Origin of the sequence: Nocardioides jensenii JCM 1364 = NBRC 14755 (assembly GCF_001552535.1) — a bacterium.
Taxonomy (GTDB): Bacteria; Actinomycetota; Actinomycetes; order Propionibacteriales; family Nocardioidaceae; genus Nocardioides; species Nocardioides jensenii.
Window position 1 is genome coordinate 18129 of the sequence record NZ_BCRJ01000075.1, and the last position, 14787, is coordinate 32915.

Below are 14787 nucleotides of genomic sequence, written 5' to 3' on the forward strand. Positions count from 1 at the left end.
CTCGCGCCATGATCGAACGCTCCGAGGACTCCCTGCGCCTGCGCGTGACCCTCGCGTCGATCGCTCCCGGGACGGCCCTGCGTGACGGCCTGGAGCGAATCCTGCGCGGACGCACCGGCGCCCTGATCGTGCTCGGCTACGACAAGGTCGTCGAGTCGATCGCCACCGGTGGGTTCACCCTTGACGTGCCGTTCACCGCGACCGGTCTGCGTGAGCTGGCCAAGATGGACGGCGCGATCATCGTCGACTCCGAGCTCACTCGCATCCACCGGGCCGCCGTACACCTGATGCCCGACCACACCATCCACAGCGAGGAGACCGGCACCCGGCACCGCACCGCCGACCGGGCCGCGCGGCAGACCGGGTTCCCGGTCATCTCCGTCTCGCAGTCGATGCAGATCATTGCCGCCTACGTCGGCGAGACCCGTCACGTGCTCGAGGACTCCGCCCAGATCCTCTCCCGCGCGAACCAGGCCCTGGCCACTCTCGAGCGCTACAAGCTGCGTCTCGACGAGGTCTCCAGCACCCTGTCGGCGCTCGAGATCGAAGACCTCGTCACTGTCCGCGACGTGGCCGTGGTGGCCCAGCGTCTCGAGATGGTCACCCGCATCGCCCGCGAGATCGAGGACTACGTGCTCGAGCTGGGCACCGACGGCCGACTGCTCTCACTCCAGCTCGAGGAGCTGATCACCGGCGTCGACACCGAGCGCGAGCTGGTGATTCGCGACTACCTGCCGACCGGCCGCAAGGCCAAGACGCCCGAAGACGTCCTGGCCCGACTGGAGACTCTGTCCCCCACTGACCTGGTCGATCCGTCGGCGGTGGCCAAGGCTCTGGGCCTGGGCGCCAGCGAGCACCTCGACGGTGCAGTCGCTCCTCGCGGGTTCCGCCTGCTGGCCAAGGTGCCGCGGCTCCCGGCACCTGTCGTCGACCGGCTCGTCGAGCACTTCGGCACCCTGCAGAAGCTGCTCTCCGCAGGCATCGACGACCTGCAGGCGGTCGACGGTGTCGGCGAACTGCGGGCCCGCAGCGTGCGCGAGGGCCTCTCCCGACTGGCCGAGTCCAGCATCCTCGAGCGGTACGTCTGAGTTGAGACGCGCAAGCGGATCAACTGAAGGTGGTCGAGCGAGTAGTTGAGACGCGCAAGCGGATCAACTGAAGGTGGTCGAGCGAGCGGCACGCCTGAGGAACGAAGGCGTGACCCGCGTGTCGAGACCCGGTGAGCCGAGAGCAGACCCCAACCAAGGCCGAGAGCCGAGCAGACCCTCAGCCGTTGGGCTCCACGGCCCCCGACGGTGACGCCGACGACGAAGGCTTCTTCTCGTCAGAGGTCTTCTTCTTCGGCTTCGGCTTCGGCTTCTCGGTCTTGTAGACCTTCTTCGGCTGCGGGTTGACCAACTCGAACTTGTCGGAGGTCGGCTCGCCACCCAGGGCCGCGGCCTCGACGTGATACCAACCGGCCTCTGCCCACTTCGCCGACCGGCTGCAGTCGTCGTCGGAACGACGACCGTTCCACACCAGGGTCACCTTGGTGGTGGTCGCGGAGCGGACCACGACGTCCTGGCTGGGCACCGTGGCGCACTGCTGGCTGCTCCAGATCAGGTCATTGCCGGAGGTGATCTTGATGACCATGGTCGAGTTGGAGACCTGGAAGGTGCAGGCCTCCTCGACACCGGTCAGCAGGAACGGGATCTCGATGCGACCGCCCCCGACGCCACGGTCCAGATCCGGCTCGACGGTGACGTCCTCGGGCTTGCACGCACCGGTCGGCTGCGGCAGCGGCGTGCGGGTCTTCTTCGGCTTGGCCTTGCTGGTGTCGCTCGGGGTGGTCTGGGTGGTGGTCGTCGCCGACGGTTCCCCGGCCGCCTGCTCGGCGACCCCGGAGCCGGAGTCGCCGGCACTGTCCTCACCGTCGTTGCCCGACCCGAGGAGCCGGGCAAATCCGAAGATCAACAGGAACGCCAGACCGAGAACCAGGGCGCGCCGTACCCAGTAGACGCGGGCGGGCAGAGGACCCCGCGGCCGGGCGACGTTGCTCATGCGCCAACGGTATCCAGCGGCCGGCCCGGATCCGGGGAGCAACACCCACGCGCGGTTCGACAACCCGTAACATGCGCGGCGTGAGCGACCTCCATTCCCCGGTTCTCGCGTGGTACGACGAGCACGCGCGCGCATTGCCCTGGCGGGGCAACGGGGCCACCGCGTGGTCGGTGATGGTCTCGGAGTTCATGCTCCAGCAGACGCCGGTGGTGCGGGTGCTCCCGATGCATGCGCAGTGGCTGGAGCGCTGGCCCACGCCGACAGCTCTCGCCGATGACGACTCCGGTGAGGCGGTCCGTGCCTGGGGCCGGCTCGGCTACCCGCGCCGCGCCCTTCGCCTGCACGCGGCAGCCGTGGCCATCCGGGACCAGCACGGCGGCCAGGTGCCCGAGTCGTACGACGACCTGGTGGAGCTGCCCGGCGTCGGGGACTACACCGCGGCCGCGATCGCCTCCTTCGCCCACGGCCGACGCCACGTCGTGCTCGACACGAACGTTCGACGGGTGCTGGCCCGGGCGGTGAGCGGCGAGGAGTTCCCACCTCCATCCGTCCGCAAGGCCGAGCGCGAGCTCGCCACCTCGCTCCTGCCCGAGGACGCACCGACCGCTGCCACCTGGGCGGTCGCCACGATGGAGCTGGGCGCCCTGGTCTGCACGGCCACCAACCCCGACTGCGACCGCTGCCCGATCACTGACCGGTGCGCATGGGTGGCCGCCGGTCGGCCGGCGTACGACGGACCCGCACGGAAGGTGCAGAGCTGGGCCGGAACCGACCGTCAGGTCCGCGGCCGGCTGCTCGCAGTGGTGCGCGAGAGCGCCGGGGCGGTGCCGCGGCGGCGACTGGACCAGGTCTGGACCGACGACGCGCAACGGGAACGAGCCCTGGCCAGCCTGGTCGTCGACGGGTTGCTGGTGCGGGTCGAGCCCGACCATTTCGCCCTGCCCTGAAATGACGACAGTCCCCGACGCTGCCCGTCCGGAAGAACGGAAGCGTCGGGGACTGTCGCTCGGATCGGGTCAGTCGTCCGCGTGGGGGACGTCGACCGGGCCGTCGCTGTCGTCGGGACCCTCGGTGGTCTCACCGAGCACATCGCCCGAGACCACGTCGACCGGCTCCAGCGGAAGGCTGTCTGGCATGGCGCCCACCTTCTGGCCCTTGAACGTGAACGTTGCCGTGGGGCCTTCGCCCTCGACATCGACGAGCACGATCTGGCCGGGACCGACCTCTCCGAACAACATCTTCTCGGCGAGGACGTCCTCGATCTCGCGCTGGATCGTGCGACGCAGCGGACGCGCACCCAGCACCGGGTCGAAGCCACGCTCGGCGAGCAGGTTCTTCGCGTTCTGGGTGAGCTCGAGGGACATGTCGCGGTCCTTCATGCGCAACTCGACCGAGGCCACCATGTTGTCGACCATCGAGACGATCTGCTCCTGCGACAGCGGCGGGAAGACCACGATCTCGTCGACGCGGTTGAGGAACTCGGGCCGGAAGTGCTGCTTGAGCTCCTCGGTGACCTTCGCCTTCATCTTGTCGTAGGTGCCCTGGGTGTCGGACGCGTTGCCGAAGCCCAGGCTCACCCCCTTGGAGATGTCGCGGGTGCCGAGGTTCGTGGTCATGATGATGACGGTGTTCTTGAAGTCGACCACCCGGCCCTGGGAGTCGGTCAGGCGACCTTCTTCCAGGATCTGCAACAGCGAGTTGAAGATGTCGGGGTGGGCCTTCTCGACCTCGTCGAAGAGCACCACGGAGAACGGCTTGCGGCGTACCTTCTCGGTCAGCTGGCCGCCCTCTTCGTAGCCGACGTAGCCGGGAGGCGAACCGAAGAGTCGCGAGACGGTGTGCTTCTCGGAGAACTCCGACATGTCGAGCTGGATCAGCGCGTCCTCGTCGCCGAACAGGAACTCGGCCAGCGTCTTGGACAGCCAGGTCTTGCCGACACCGGAGGGGCCGGCGAAGATGAACGAGCCACCGGGGCGCTTGGGGTCCTTCAGGCCGGCACGGGTGCGTCGGATCGCACGGGAGAGCGCCTTGACGGCCTCCTCCTGGCCGATGACGCGCTTGTGCAGCTCGTCCTCCATCTTGAGCAGCCGGGTCGACTCCTCCTCGGACAGCTTCACGATCGGGATGCCCGTCGCGACGGCGAGAACCTCGGCGATGAGCTCCTCGTCGACCTCGGCGACGACGTCCATGTCACCGGCGCGCCACTGCTTCTCGCGCTCGGACTTCTTCAGGCTCAGCTGCTTCTCCTCGTCGCGCAGCGACGCGGCAGCCTCGAAGTCCTGGCCGTCGATGGCGGCCTCCTTGCGCTGACGCACCTCGGCGATCTGCTCGTCGAACTTGCGCAGGTCCGGCGGCGCGGTCATCCGGCGGATCCGCAACCGGGAGCCGGCCTCGTCGATCAGGTCGATCGCCTTGTCGGGCAGGAACCGGTCGGAGATGTAGCGGTCGGCCAGCGTCGCGGCCGAGACCAGCGCCTCGTCGGTGATGGTCACCCGGTGGTGTGCCTCGTAGCGGTCACGCAGGCCCTTGAGCATCTCGATCGTGTGCGCGATCGAGGGCTCGTTGACCTGGATCGGCTGGAAGCGACGCTCGAGGGCGGCGTCCTTCTCGAGGTACTTGCGGTACTCGTCGAGCGTGGTGGCGCCGATGGTCTGCAGCTCGCCACGGGCCAGCATCGGCTTCAGGATCGAGGCCGCGTCGATGGCTCCTTCAGCGGCGCCGGCACCCACGAGCGTGTGGATCTCGTCGATGAACAGCACGATGTCGCCGCGGGTGCGGATCTCCTTGAGCACCTTCTTCAGGCGCTCCTCGAAGTCACCGCGGTAGCGCGAACCGGCCACCAGCGCACCCAGGTCGAGGGTGTAGATGTGCTTGTCCTTGAGCGTCTCGGGCACGTTTCCCTTGACGATGTCCTGGGCCAGGCCCTCGACGATCGTGGTCTTGCCGACGCCGGGTTCACCGATCAGGACAGGGTTGTTCTTCGTGCGTCGCGACAGGATCTGCATGACACGCTCGATCTCCTGCTCGCGCCCCACGACGGGGTCCAGCTTGCCCTCGCGGGCCTGCTGGGTCAGGTTGCGACCGAACTGGTCGAGCACCAACGAGGAGGACGGGGCCTCCGAGCCGCTGCCCGAGGGGGCGCCTGCGGCGGCGCTCTCCTTGCCCTGGAAGCCGGAGAGCAGCTGGATGACCTGCTGGCGGACCCGGTTGAGGTCGGCGCCGAGCTTCTGCAGCACCTGGGCGGCAACGCCCTCGCCCTCGCGGATCAGGCCGAGCAGGATGTGCTCGGTGCCGATGTAGGAGTGACCGAGCTGCAGTGCCTCGCGCAGGGACAGCTCGAGCACCTTCTTGGCGCGAGGCGTGAAGGGGATGTGGCCGCTGGGCGCCTGCTGGCCCTGGCCGATGATCTCCTCGACCTGGGCGCGCACGGCCTCAAGCGAGATGTCGAGGCTCTCGAGTGCCTTCGCAGCGACACCCTCACCCTCGTGGATGAGGCCGAGCAGGATGTGCTCGGTCCCGATGTAGTTGTGGGAGAGCATGCGTGCCTCTTCTTGGGCAAGCACGACCACCCGACGGGCTCGGTCTGTGAACCGCTCGAACATGTACGCACTCCTCAAACTCAGGTACCAGCGCCCCGGGACGGGAGAGGCGCGGACATTGGTACCAACGTCTGGCTCCACCCTACGTGTTCCCGCCGAGAGTCATATCCGCTCTCAGCGAACAGGATCGCCTCAGACGAGCGCCGGCGGCCCCTGAAGGACCGCCGGCGCCGAAGCAGTTGCCTAGTGGGCGGCGGTGTAGGCCGCGCGCACGTCGGCCGGGATGCGGCCGCGATCGGGGACGTCGTGCCCGTTCTCACGCGCCCAGGCGCGGACCTCGGCCGCGTTGGACCCCGTCGCACCCGAGGAGGCTGAGGAGCCCGCCTTGCGACGGCCGGCGAGCTTGCGGCCATGGCCGACGTACGGCGCCAACGCCTCACGCAGCTCTGTGGCGTGAGCCTCGTTCAGGTCGATCTCGTAGGTCACGCCGTCGAGCCCGAACGTCACGGTCTCGCTGGCCTCACTCTCGTCGATGTCGTCGACCAGGATGATATTCACCTTTTGAGCCATGATCTCCTCATTCTCGTCAATTGCATTCCGATGCGCAGATCATTGCACAGAGATATTGTCGGGAGAATATCCGCGACCCGCATCCACAATTGTCTCCAAATGAATTCGATGTGAGCATTCCCGCCTGATTCTTTTTGCGCCGGGGAGCACGGGTAGTTTGGGGCGCATGTCCCAGCCCACTCCGGCGCTCCCCGAAGACGCCATCCTGCTGCACATCGGCCCGCACAAGACCGGCACCACCGCGATCCAGGGCATCCTCGCCGCCGCACGCGAGGACCTTCTGCAGCACGCAGTGACCTATCCCGGACGCCATGGCGCCCACCACGGCCACGCTCGCGCGCTTCGTCAGCACCCGGCGGGCTGGACCAACGACACCGAAGAAGTCCCGAGCGAGAAGCAATGGGCAAACTTCGCGCGCAAGGTCAGGAACACGCCCGGGCGGGTCGTGGTCAGCAGTGAGTTCTTCGCACAGTCCGAGCCTGAGGAGATTGCCCGGGCGGTCGCCGATCTCGACCCCGAGAGACTCCATGTCCTCATCGCCGCCCGCAATCCCGGTTCGATCGCCCTGTCGACCTGGCAGCAGGTTCTGAGGGACGGCAAGGCCGGGCACCTGTCCGAGTGGCTGGACAAGGGCTTCAAGCGGCCGAGTCCGGCGGTGGTGTCGAGAGGCTTCTGGTCGTGGGCCGACACCGCAACCCTGGTCGAGCGCTGGAGCGAGGTGCTCCCCGTCGACCGGATCCGGGTCGTCGTGATCGACGAAGCCGACCGAGCACTCCTGCCCGCCACGTTCGAGCAGCTCCTCGACCTTCCGCCCGAGTTCCTCTCCACCCGAACTCCCGCTTTCAGCAACCGTGGGTTGACGGCCCCCGAAGCCGAACTCTTGCGACAGGTCATTGAGGAGAACCGCGACCGGCTGACCTGGACCCAGTTCTCGCTGATGATCCGCTACGGGATGGTGGCGCGCATTCTCAAGGAGCGCCGCCCCGACTCGGATGAACCCAAGAGTGCCCTGCCTCCCTGGGCTGTCGAGCAGGCCCAGGTCGAAGCAGACTCCATCATCGATCGCCTCCGGGCCTCCGGTGTCGCCGTCAGCGGTGACCTCGAGAACCTGCGCCGACTTCCCGCCACCGGAGAGACGCCAGAGTTCGACCAGATCCCCATCTCCATCGCAGTCCAGGGAATCTCCGGTGCCATCACCTCGGCCCTCAAGGGCATCGACCAGGCCGATGCCCGTGGTCGCGAGGAGGCTCTCCGGGAGGTCCGGCTGGCCCGCAAGCCCCGCAAACCTGGCCGAAGGAAGCGGCAGGTCGACGAGATGAGCACTCGGGAGCTGATCACGGTTCTGAACTCGCGGGTCAAGGCTGGCCTCCGTCGTCGCCTCGATCCGCGGATCCGTCGCAAAGCCTGAGGCCAACGGTTGGGATCGGCCCCACATCACGCCCTAGGGTGATTTCCCTGCCGCCGACGCACCAGCTCGACCCGACGCACCCCAGATCAGACCGGAAGGAACCTCCACCATGAGCAACGAGGCGCGTCCCCTCTTCTCGATCGTGAGCGCCGTCTACAACGTCGCTCCCTATCTGCCCGACTTCATCGCCTCGATCGAGCGTCAGACCCACGAGCTCGACGACGTGGAGATCCTGATGATCGACGACGGGTCCACGGACGAGTCGCCCCGTCTCCTCGCCGAGTGGGCGAACAGTCGTCCCCAGACCGTGCGGGTCATCACCCAGGAGAACGCCGGCCAAGGAGCCGCTCGCAACGCCGGCATCAAGGCCGCCCGCGGCCAGTGGATCACGTTCCCCGACCCTGACGACGTCGTCAACGACAAGTACCTCCAGGTGGTGGCCGGCTTCCTCGAGGCGCACCCCGATACGCACATGGCCGCAACGCACCGACTGATCTGGAACGAGGCTGAGGACAAGCTCACCGACCGGCACCCGCTGCGCTCGATGTTCCACGCCAACCCGTACGTCGACCTGTCCCTCAACCCCGAGAGGTTCCACGGCAGCTCGCCTGCGACTTTCTTCCGGCTCGACCGGATCCGTGACCTCGACCTGGAGTTCGACGGTCGCATCCGGCCGAACTTCGAGGACGGTCACTTCAACTCCCGCTACCTGCTGAGCTTCGAGCAGCCGCGGGTCGGGTTCCTCGACGCCGCCCGCTACCACTACCGCAAGCGGGCCGACGACAGCTCCACCCTGCAGACCGCGCAGGCACATCCAGGCCGTTACAACGTCGTGCCCGAGCTCGGCTACCTCGACCTGGTCAAGCGAGCACGCGAGCTGCACGGCCAGGTGCCGCGCTGGCTGGAGTCCTTCCTCCTCTACGAGCTGCACTGGTACTTCAAGGCGACGGACTCCCACGCGGCCTCCACGGGCCGCCCGCAAGGGGGGCCGATCACGGATGAGTTCCACGCCGTGGCCGCCGAGATCCTCGGACAGATCGACGTCGACGAGGCGTTGCGCTACGTCCCGCCGTCGGTGCCCGGGCAGACCCGGCTGATCCTCGCGCACGGCTACGACGACCAGCCGTGGCACGACCCGTTCGTGCACCTCAAGAAGTTCGATGTCGACCAGGTGATCGTCAAGGCGTCGTACTTCTACACCGGCGAGCTTCCGACCGAGGTGTGGCGTGCCAACGGTGAGCCGATCGAGCCGCTGCACTCCAAGATCCGCGACCTCGAGTTCTACGGGCGCACCTTGATGCACGAGCGTTCGGTGTGGCTGCCCGCCAACCGATCCCTGCAGCTCGACCTCGACGGCGCCGCCGTCGACATCGTCTACGAACGCCCTTACGGGCCGACCAGAGTCGCTCCACCCGGTCAGATCCGCTGGTTCGGCAGCCCGCTGTCCCAGCGCGCTCGCAGCCGGATCCCGAAGCACCTGCAGGTCAAGAAGCCCGAGTCCAGGCAGGGCAAGATCGCCCAGAAGCTGATGCGGACGCCGCAGGTTCGCAAGAAGTATGCCGACGCCTGGGTCCTGATGGACCGAGTGCACGACGCGGCCGACAGTGGCGAGATCCTGTTCCGCTACCTGCGCGCCAACCACCCCGAGATCAACGCCTGGTTCGTCCTGGAGAAGGGCGGCAAGGAGTGGGAGCGGTTCCGCAAGGAGGGCCACGGCGACCGTCTCGTCGCCTACGGCTCGCTCCAGTGGCGGCTGCTGCTCGCACACGCGAAACACCTCTTGTCGTCCCACGCGGACGCGGCTGTGGTGGCGCCGGCGGAGATCACTGAGTTCACGCCCCGCAACTGGCGCTTCCACTTCCTGCAGCACGGCGTCATCAAGGACGACATCTCATCGTGGCTGGACCCCAAGGAGATGGACACCTTCGTGGTCAGCACTCGCCAGGAGATGGCCTCGATCGCCGGCGACCACACGCCGTACGTCTTCACCACCCGCGAGGTCGCCCTGACCGGACTGCCGCGGTTCGACCGGCTGCGCGAGGTCGGCCTGCGGTTCCCCCCCGACAAACGCGATCTGCTGCTGGTCACCCCGACGTGGCGAAACGGCTTGCTGCCCCCGGTGATCAAGGGCAGCCAGCGTCGCGAACTCGACAGCTCGCTGCTCGAGTCCGACTTCGTGCAGCAATGGATGTCCTACATCTGCGACGAGAAGCTGGCCGAGGCGTGCACCCGACACGGGCTGAAGCTCGGATTCCTGCCGCACCCGAACCTCCAGCCACTGCTGCCGATGATGGAGCTGCCCGACCACGTGCTCCCGCTCTCCTACGAGGGTGGTGACCCGCAGGAGCTGTTCGCCCGCGCCCGCGCCGTGGTCACCGACTTCTCCTCGATCGCGTTCAACGCCGCCTACCTGCAGCGTCCCGTCGTCTACTTCCAGTTCGACGCCGACACCGTGCTCGGAGGTGGCCACGTCGGCCGGGCCGGCTACTTCGAGTACCCCCGGGACGGCTTCGGCCCGGTCGAGGAGGACAAGGACTCAGCGGTGGCCGCCACCATCGAGGCCCTCGACCACGGCCCGGACCCGCTGCCGGCGTACCAGGCCCGCATCGACGCCAGCTTCCAGGAGCGCGACGGCAAGTGCTGCGAGCGGGTCGTGGCCCACGTGCGGCTGACCGAGGGCAACCGGTCCCGGTTGCCCGCCGAGCCGACCCCGGCGATGCCCGAGACGGCATCGCGATCATGAGCGAGCCCCGCGTCGTCGCGGTGATGGGCAGCTGCATCACCCGCGACAACTTCAACTCCCGGTTCAACCCTGACTACAAGGCGTGGTTCCAGGTGGGGGCGACCACCAACCAGAGCTCGATGATCGCCTTGATGTCACCGCCGGTGGACACGCCGTGGGAACCGCTCGAGCCGATGAAGCCCTACGGTCTGTGGAACGTCGCCTCCGACCTCAACCGCGAGATCCTCGACCTCATCGCCGAGAACCCGCCGGACCTGCTCATCCTCGACTTCTTCGGTGACGTGCACTTCGGCGTCCTGCGCATGGCCGACGGTCGCTTCGTGACCAACAACCGGTGGCGGATCCACAAGACCGACCTCTATCAGCGGCTGATCGACGACGAGCGCACCGAGGCGCTGAGCTGGCAGACCGACGCGGACGCCTACTTCGACCTGTGGACCGAGGCGATGGACCGCTTCGCAGCCTTCGTCGTCGAGAACTGCCCCACCACGCGGGTTGTCGTGCACTGCGGGTTCAACGCCACCGAGGTGATGCGGCCCAACCTGCCGATCCCGGGACGACTGCACCCCGGCAACCCCGCGGCCCAGCGCACGACCAAGCGGGGCAACGCCTTCTGGCGACGACTCAACGACCACGCCCGTACGACGTACGGCTGGGACCACATCGACCTCGGCGCTGAGTCCTACACAACGTTCAAGGAGCACCCGTGGGGGCCCTTCGACGTGCACTACACGATGGACTACTACCACCGGTTCCTCGGCGAGCTGCACCGACTCGCGCTGCGGGACGACCTGCCCGGCGACGTGATGGCGAAGGTCGACGAGATCGCCGACGCGTCCGCGGACCGGGTCCGCACCGAGCTCGACCAGCTCAGCACGGCCTTCGACGCGGTGGTGAATCCTCCCGAGCACGAGGCGCCCTCCGGATGGCGGAAGCTGCTGCCGACCAGGCCCCGTCCCGACTCCGTCCCGGGTCTGCCTGCCGAGGTGGCTCGGCTCGACCACGAGCTGCTCGAGACCCTGCGCGGCACCGTCGACGACGAGACATTCGATCGCGTTGCGCAGCTGCCGGCCAGCGCCGACGAGCACGTCACCGCTCTTCGCAGCATCTGGCTGGCGCGGATCGAACGCAGGCGCGACACGGACGGATCCCCATGATCGAGGCACAGGAGGACATCAAGATGACCACAGTGGCCGTCGTCGGTCAGGGGTACGTCGGACTCCCTGTCTCCATGGGCGCGGTGCGGGCGGGTTGCACCGTGATCGGGATCGACATCGACACCGCTCGGGTCGAGCGCCTGCGTGCGGGCGACTCGTTCATCGAGGACGTCAGCTCCGGAGAGCTCAGCGACGCGCTCGCCTCGGGCCGCTACACCGCGACCAGCGACTGGTCCGGGATCGGCGCGTTCGACGTCTGCGTGATCACGGTGCCGACGCCGCTGCGCCAGGGGGCGCCCGACCTGACCTACGTCGAGGAGTCCGGCCGCGCGATCGCGCCGCACATCAAGCCGGGCGCCACGATCATCCTCGAGTCGACCACCTATCCCGGCACCACCGACCAGCTGCTCCTGCCGATCCTCGAGGCCGGCAGCGGCCTGAGCGCCGGCAAGGACTTCTTCCTCGGCTACAGCCCGGAACGGATCGACCCCGGCAACCAGACCTTCGGCCTGGCCAACACCCCCAAGGTGGTCTCCGGCATCGACAAGGAGTCCCTGGCCAGGGTGCGGCAGTTCTACGACCTGTTCGTCGAGCAGACCGTGCCGGTCTCGAGCACCCGGACCGCGGAGATGACCAAGCTCCTCGAGAACACCTTCCGACACGTCAACATCGCGCTGGTCAACGAGATCGCCACGGTGTCGCGGGATCTCGGCGTCGACGTCTGGGAGGCCATCGACGCGGCCGGCAGCAAGCCGTTCGGGTTCATGAGGTTCACCCCCGGCCCGGGGGTCGGCGGGCACTGCCTGCCGATCGACCCATCCTACCTCCTGTGGCAGGTGCGCCAGACCTCACGGGGCGACATCCGGATGATCGCCGCGGCCAACGACATCAACGACCACATGCCCGACTACGTCGTGGCCCGGTTGCAGGCCGGACTGAATCGGCGCCGGCTCGCGGTCAACGGTGCCAAGGTGCTGGTGCTCGGTCTGGCCTACAAGAAGAACGTCGGTGACATCCGGGAGTCCCCCGCCCTCACGGTGCTCCAGCAGCTGCAGGCCCTGGGAGCCGACGTACGGGTCGCTGAGCCGTTCACCGAGGACGCCCAGATGCCTCGGGGTGTCCTCCGGGCCGAGGCGGACGCCGACGGCCTGGCGTGGGCCGACGCGGCCGTGCTGCTCACCGACCACGACCAATTCGACTACGACCTGTTGTCGACCTCGGAGACCTACGTCCTCGACACCCGCAACCGGTGTGCCGGCCCGCAGGTGGAACTGCTCTGAGCCCCCGAGGTCTCTGAGTCCCGGGCCGCTACTCTTGCTGCTCCATCCCGCAGTGAGGTGTTCATGACGGTGCCCGATGTCAGTGTGATCATCCCGGCGTACAACGCGTTGCCCTGGTTCCACCGTTGCCTGGACTCGCTGGAGGCACAGACCATCGGCACCGACCGGATGGAGATCATCGTCATCGACGACGGGTCCACCGACGGGACCGCGGAGGAGATCGACCGGCGGGCGCGGGCCACGGAAGCGCTCTACCGGGTCGAGCACCACCCCGCGTCCGGCGGCCCCGCTGGGCCGCGCAACCGTGGTCTGGACATCGCCACCGGCCGCTACGTCTACTTCGTCGACGCTGACGACTACCTCGGCGTCGAAGCGCTGGAACGCCTGGTCGCCGTCGCCGACAGGGAGGGATCCGACGTCGTCGCGGGCAGCCTGGCCAGTGACTCCGAACGCGGCGTCGGCGCATCGGCATTTCGCAAGACGGATCTGGACGCCGACCTCTTCACCTCCCAGGCCTACTGGTCCATCTCTGTCCTCAAGCTCTACCGGCGGAGCATGCTGGAGGAGCACAAGATCAGGTTCCCCACCGAGTTCCCGGTGCTCAGCGACCAGCCGTTCGCGGTCCTCGCCTACCTGCGCGCCGCCAAGATCAGCCTCCTCGCCGACTACGAGTACTACTGGGTCGTCCTGCGGGATGACGGTGGCAACATCACCTACTCCGGCAAGGCCGCCAGCCGGGTCGACGTCATCGAGTCGATGTGTGCCCTGCTGGTCCGCGAGGTGCCCGATCCCGAGAACCGGGGCCGCCTGCTGGCCCGACACTTCCAGCTCGAGCTGCAGCGCGTCCTCCTGGCTCTTCCTGAGCTCGACCCGGCCGAGCAGCGAGAGCTCATGGCCCGGATCCGCGCCCTCGTCGAGGAGCACCTCACCCCGCCCGTCGCGACGTGGCTCAGCCCCGACATGAGACTGCTCTACCACCTGGTCGGCCGCGGCCTTCACGACGAGGTGGTCACCGCCGCCGCCGACGAGTCGGTGCGGAACAGGTCCTGGAAGGTCGGCATCAGCGACGGTCGGGCTCACGCCCTGCTGCCCTTCTTCCGCGATGCAGCCGTCGGGGTCCCCGACGAGGTGTACGACGTCACCGAGCGGTTCGGGTTCAGACAGCACCTGACGTCCGTCTCCTGGAGCGGGGCGACCCTGCATCTGGAGGGCGTAGCAACCTGGGACCGGGCACCCGCCGATTCCGTGGGCACCGTGACGGTGCGTCTGCACAGTCGCGACGATCCCGGGACCGACCACCTCGTGACGGCTCGACGAGGGGAGGACGACACGTTCCGAGCCGACCTCGACACCCTCGCTCTCGACGGCGACCGGCTGCATGACGCGATCTGGGACGTCTACACACAACTGACCCACGAGGGCCTCACCCGGGAGCAACAGGCACGGCTCGACGAAGACGCGATCTCCGGAGACCAGCCCTTCCTGCACTGGGAGACCACGGACGGCTGGACCGTCGCGTCCTACCTCAGTCCCGGCCGGCGCCTGAAGCTGGACGTCGGGCAGCAGAAGCACCGCGTCGGCAAGATGCTGCGTGACTGGCAGGTCTCCTGGCAGACCGGGGACCTGGTGGTCGAAGGCCGGCTCGACCTCGACCTGGATGCGCCGTTGAGTCTGATCGCCCGGGGTGACGCCGGCTCGGTCGAGCACGAGGTGGCGCTCTCCGCCGGGGAGTTCAGCGGACGGATCCCGGTCGGCGGCCTCGAGCCCGGCAGATGGACGATTCGGCTCCGTGCCGGACTGCCCCCGCACCACGAGAGGTTCCCGGTTCCGGCGCCCACCGGGCTGGGCAGCCACACCACGGGCAAGGGGCTGCGACAGGTCGTCACGGAGGCGGTCACCCTGAAGGGTGGCAAGCTCGCCCTTGACGTCGCTGCGTCGAGCCCACTGCGATCGGTGACCCAGGCGCTCCGCCAGCGGGGCGCGGGCCAGGAGAAGCCCTAGTGCACACCGGCAGTCCGGGTCAGACTGGACGCCCTGACCGGACCCTTCG

At 68.0% G+C, this 14787-nt stretch carries 10 protein-coding genes; 7 read left to right on the forward strand and 3 right to left on the reverse strand.

Annotation, left to right across the window (positions count from 1 at the left end):
- Positions 1-8 precede the first annotated feature (8 nt).
- Complete coding sequence (disA, locus tag NJ4_RS16685) at positions 9-1088, forward strand: DNA integrity scanning diadenylate cyclase DisA (RefSeq protein WP_067437675.1); 1080 nt, start codon at positions 9-11, stop codon at positions 1086-1088.
- 178 nt (positions 1089-1266) lie between these two features.
- On the opposite strand, the gene NJ4_RS16690 is transcribed toward disA, so the two are convergent.
- Positions 1267-2040 (reverse strand): hypothetical protein, encoded by a 774-nt coding sequence (locus NJ4_RS16690; RefSeq protein WP_067437677.1) that lies wholly within the window; start codon positions 2038-2040, stop codon positions 1267-1269.
- A 71-nt stretch (positions 2041-2111) separates the two neighbouring features.
- On the opposite strand from NJ4_RS16690, the gene NJ4_RS16695 reads away from it, so the two are divergent.
- Positions 2112-2987 (forward strand): HhH-GPD family protein, encoded by an 876-nt coding sequence (locus NJ4_RS16695; protein WP_067437679.1) that lies wholly within the window; start codon positions 2112-2114, stop codon positions 2985-2987.
- Positions 2988-3056: 69 nt separating this feature from the next.
- Here NJ4_RS16695 and NJ4_RS16700 read toward each other — a convergent pair whose 3' ends face one another.
- Together NJ4_RS16700 and NJ4_RS16705 are read right to left on the reverse strand one after the other, a co-directional pair.
- Positions 3057-5642, reverse strand: coding sequence for an ATP-dependent Clp protease ATP-binding subunit (locus NJ4_RS16700; RefSeq protein ID WP_067437681.1), 2586 nt, complete (start codon positions 5640-5642; stop codon positions 3057-3059).
- Between the two features lie 180 nt (positions 5643-5822).
- Entirely contained in the window at positions 5823-6137 is a 315-nt protein-coding gene (locus NJ4_RS16705) for a histone-like nucleoid-structuring protein Lsr2 (protein WP_456093719.1), read from the reverse strand.
- A gap of 178 nt (positions 6138-6315) precedes the next feature.
- Between NJ4_RS16705 and NJ4_RS16710 the strand changes: the two genes are divergently transcribed.
- The 5 genes from NJ4_RS16710 to NJ4_RS16730 all read left to right on the forward strand — a co-directional run bounded on the left by NJ4_RS16710 (position 6316) and on the right by NJ4_RS16730 (position 14738).
- A complete protein-coding gene (locus NJ4_RS16710) occupies positions 6316-7557 on the forward strand; it encodes a hypothetical protein (protein WP_067437685.1) in 1242 nt (413 codons plus the stop codon).
- 109 nt (positions 7558-7666) lie between these two features.
- Positions 7667-10300, forward strand: a complete 2634-nt coding sequence (locus NJ4_RS16715) for a bifunctional glycosyltransferase/CDP-glycerol:glycerophosphate glycerophosphotransferase (protein WP_067437687.1) — start codon at positions 7667-7669, stop codon at positions 10298-10300.
- Positions 10297-11457: a DUF6270 domain-containing protein gene (locus tag NJ4_RS16720; protein ID WP_067437689.1), complete on the forward strand. Its 1161-nt coding sequence runs from the start codon at positions 10297-10299 to the stop codon at positions 11455-11457. Before NJ4_RS16715 ends, NJ4_RS16720 begins: the two co-directional genes overlap by 4 nt.
- A complete protein-coding gene (locus NJ4_RS16725; RefSeq protein ID WP_217996900.1) occupies positions 11454-12737 on the forward strand; it encodes a nucleotide sugar dehydrogenase in 1284 nt (427 codons plus the stop codon). The genes NJ4_RS16720 and NJ4_RS16725 overlap by 4 nt, the downstream gene beginning before the upstream one ends.
- Positions 12738-12800: 63 nt before the next feature.
- Positions 12801-14738: a glycosyltransferase family 2 protein gene (locus tag NJ4_RS16730; RefSeq protein WP_157551182.1), complete on the forward strand. Its 1938-nt coding sequence runs from the start codon at positions 12801-12803 to the stop codon at positions 14736-14738.
- The last annotated feature ends 49 nt before the right edge of the window (positions 14739-14787 follow it).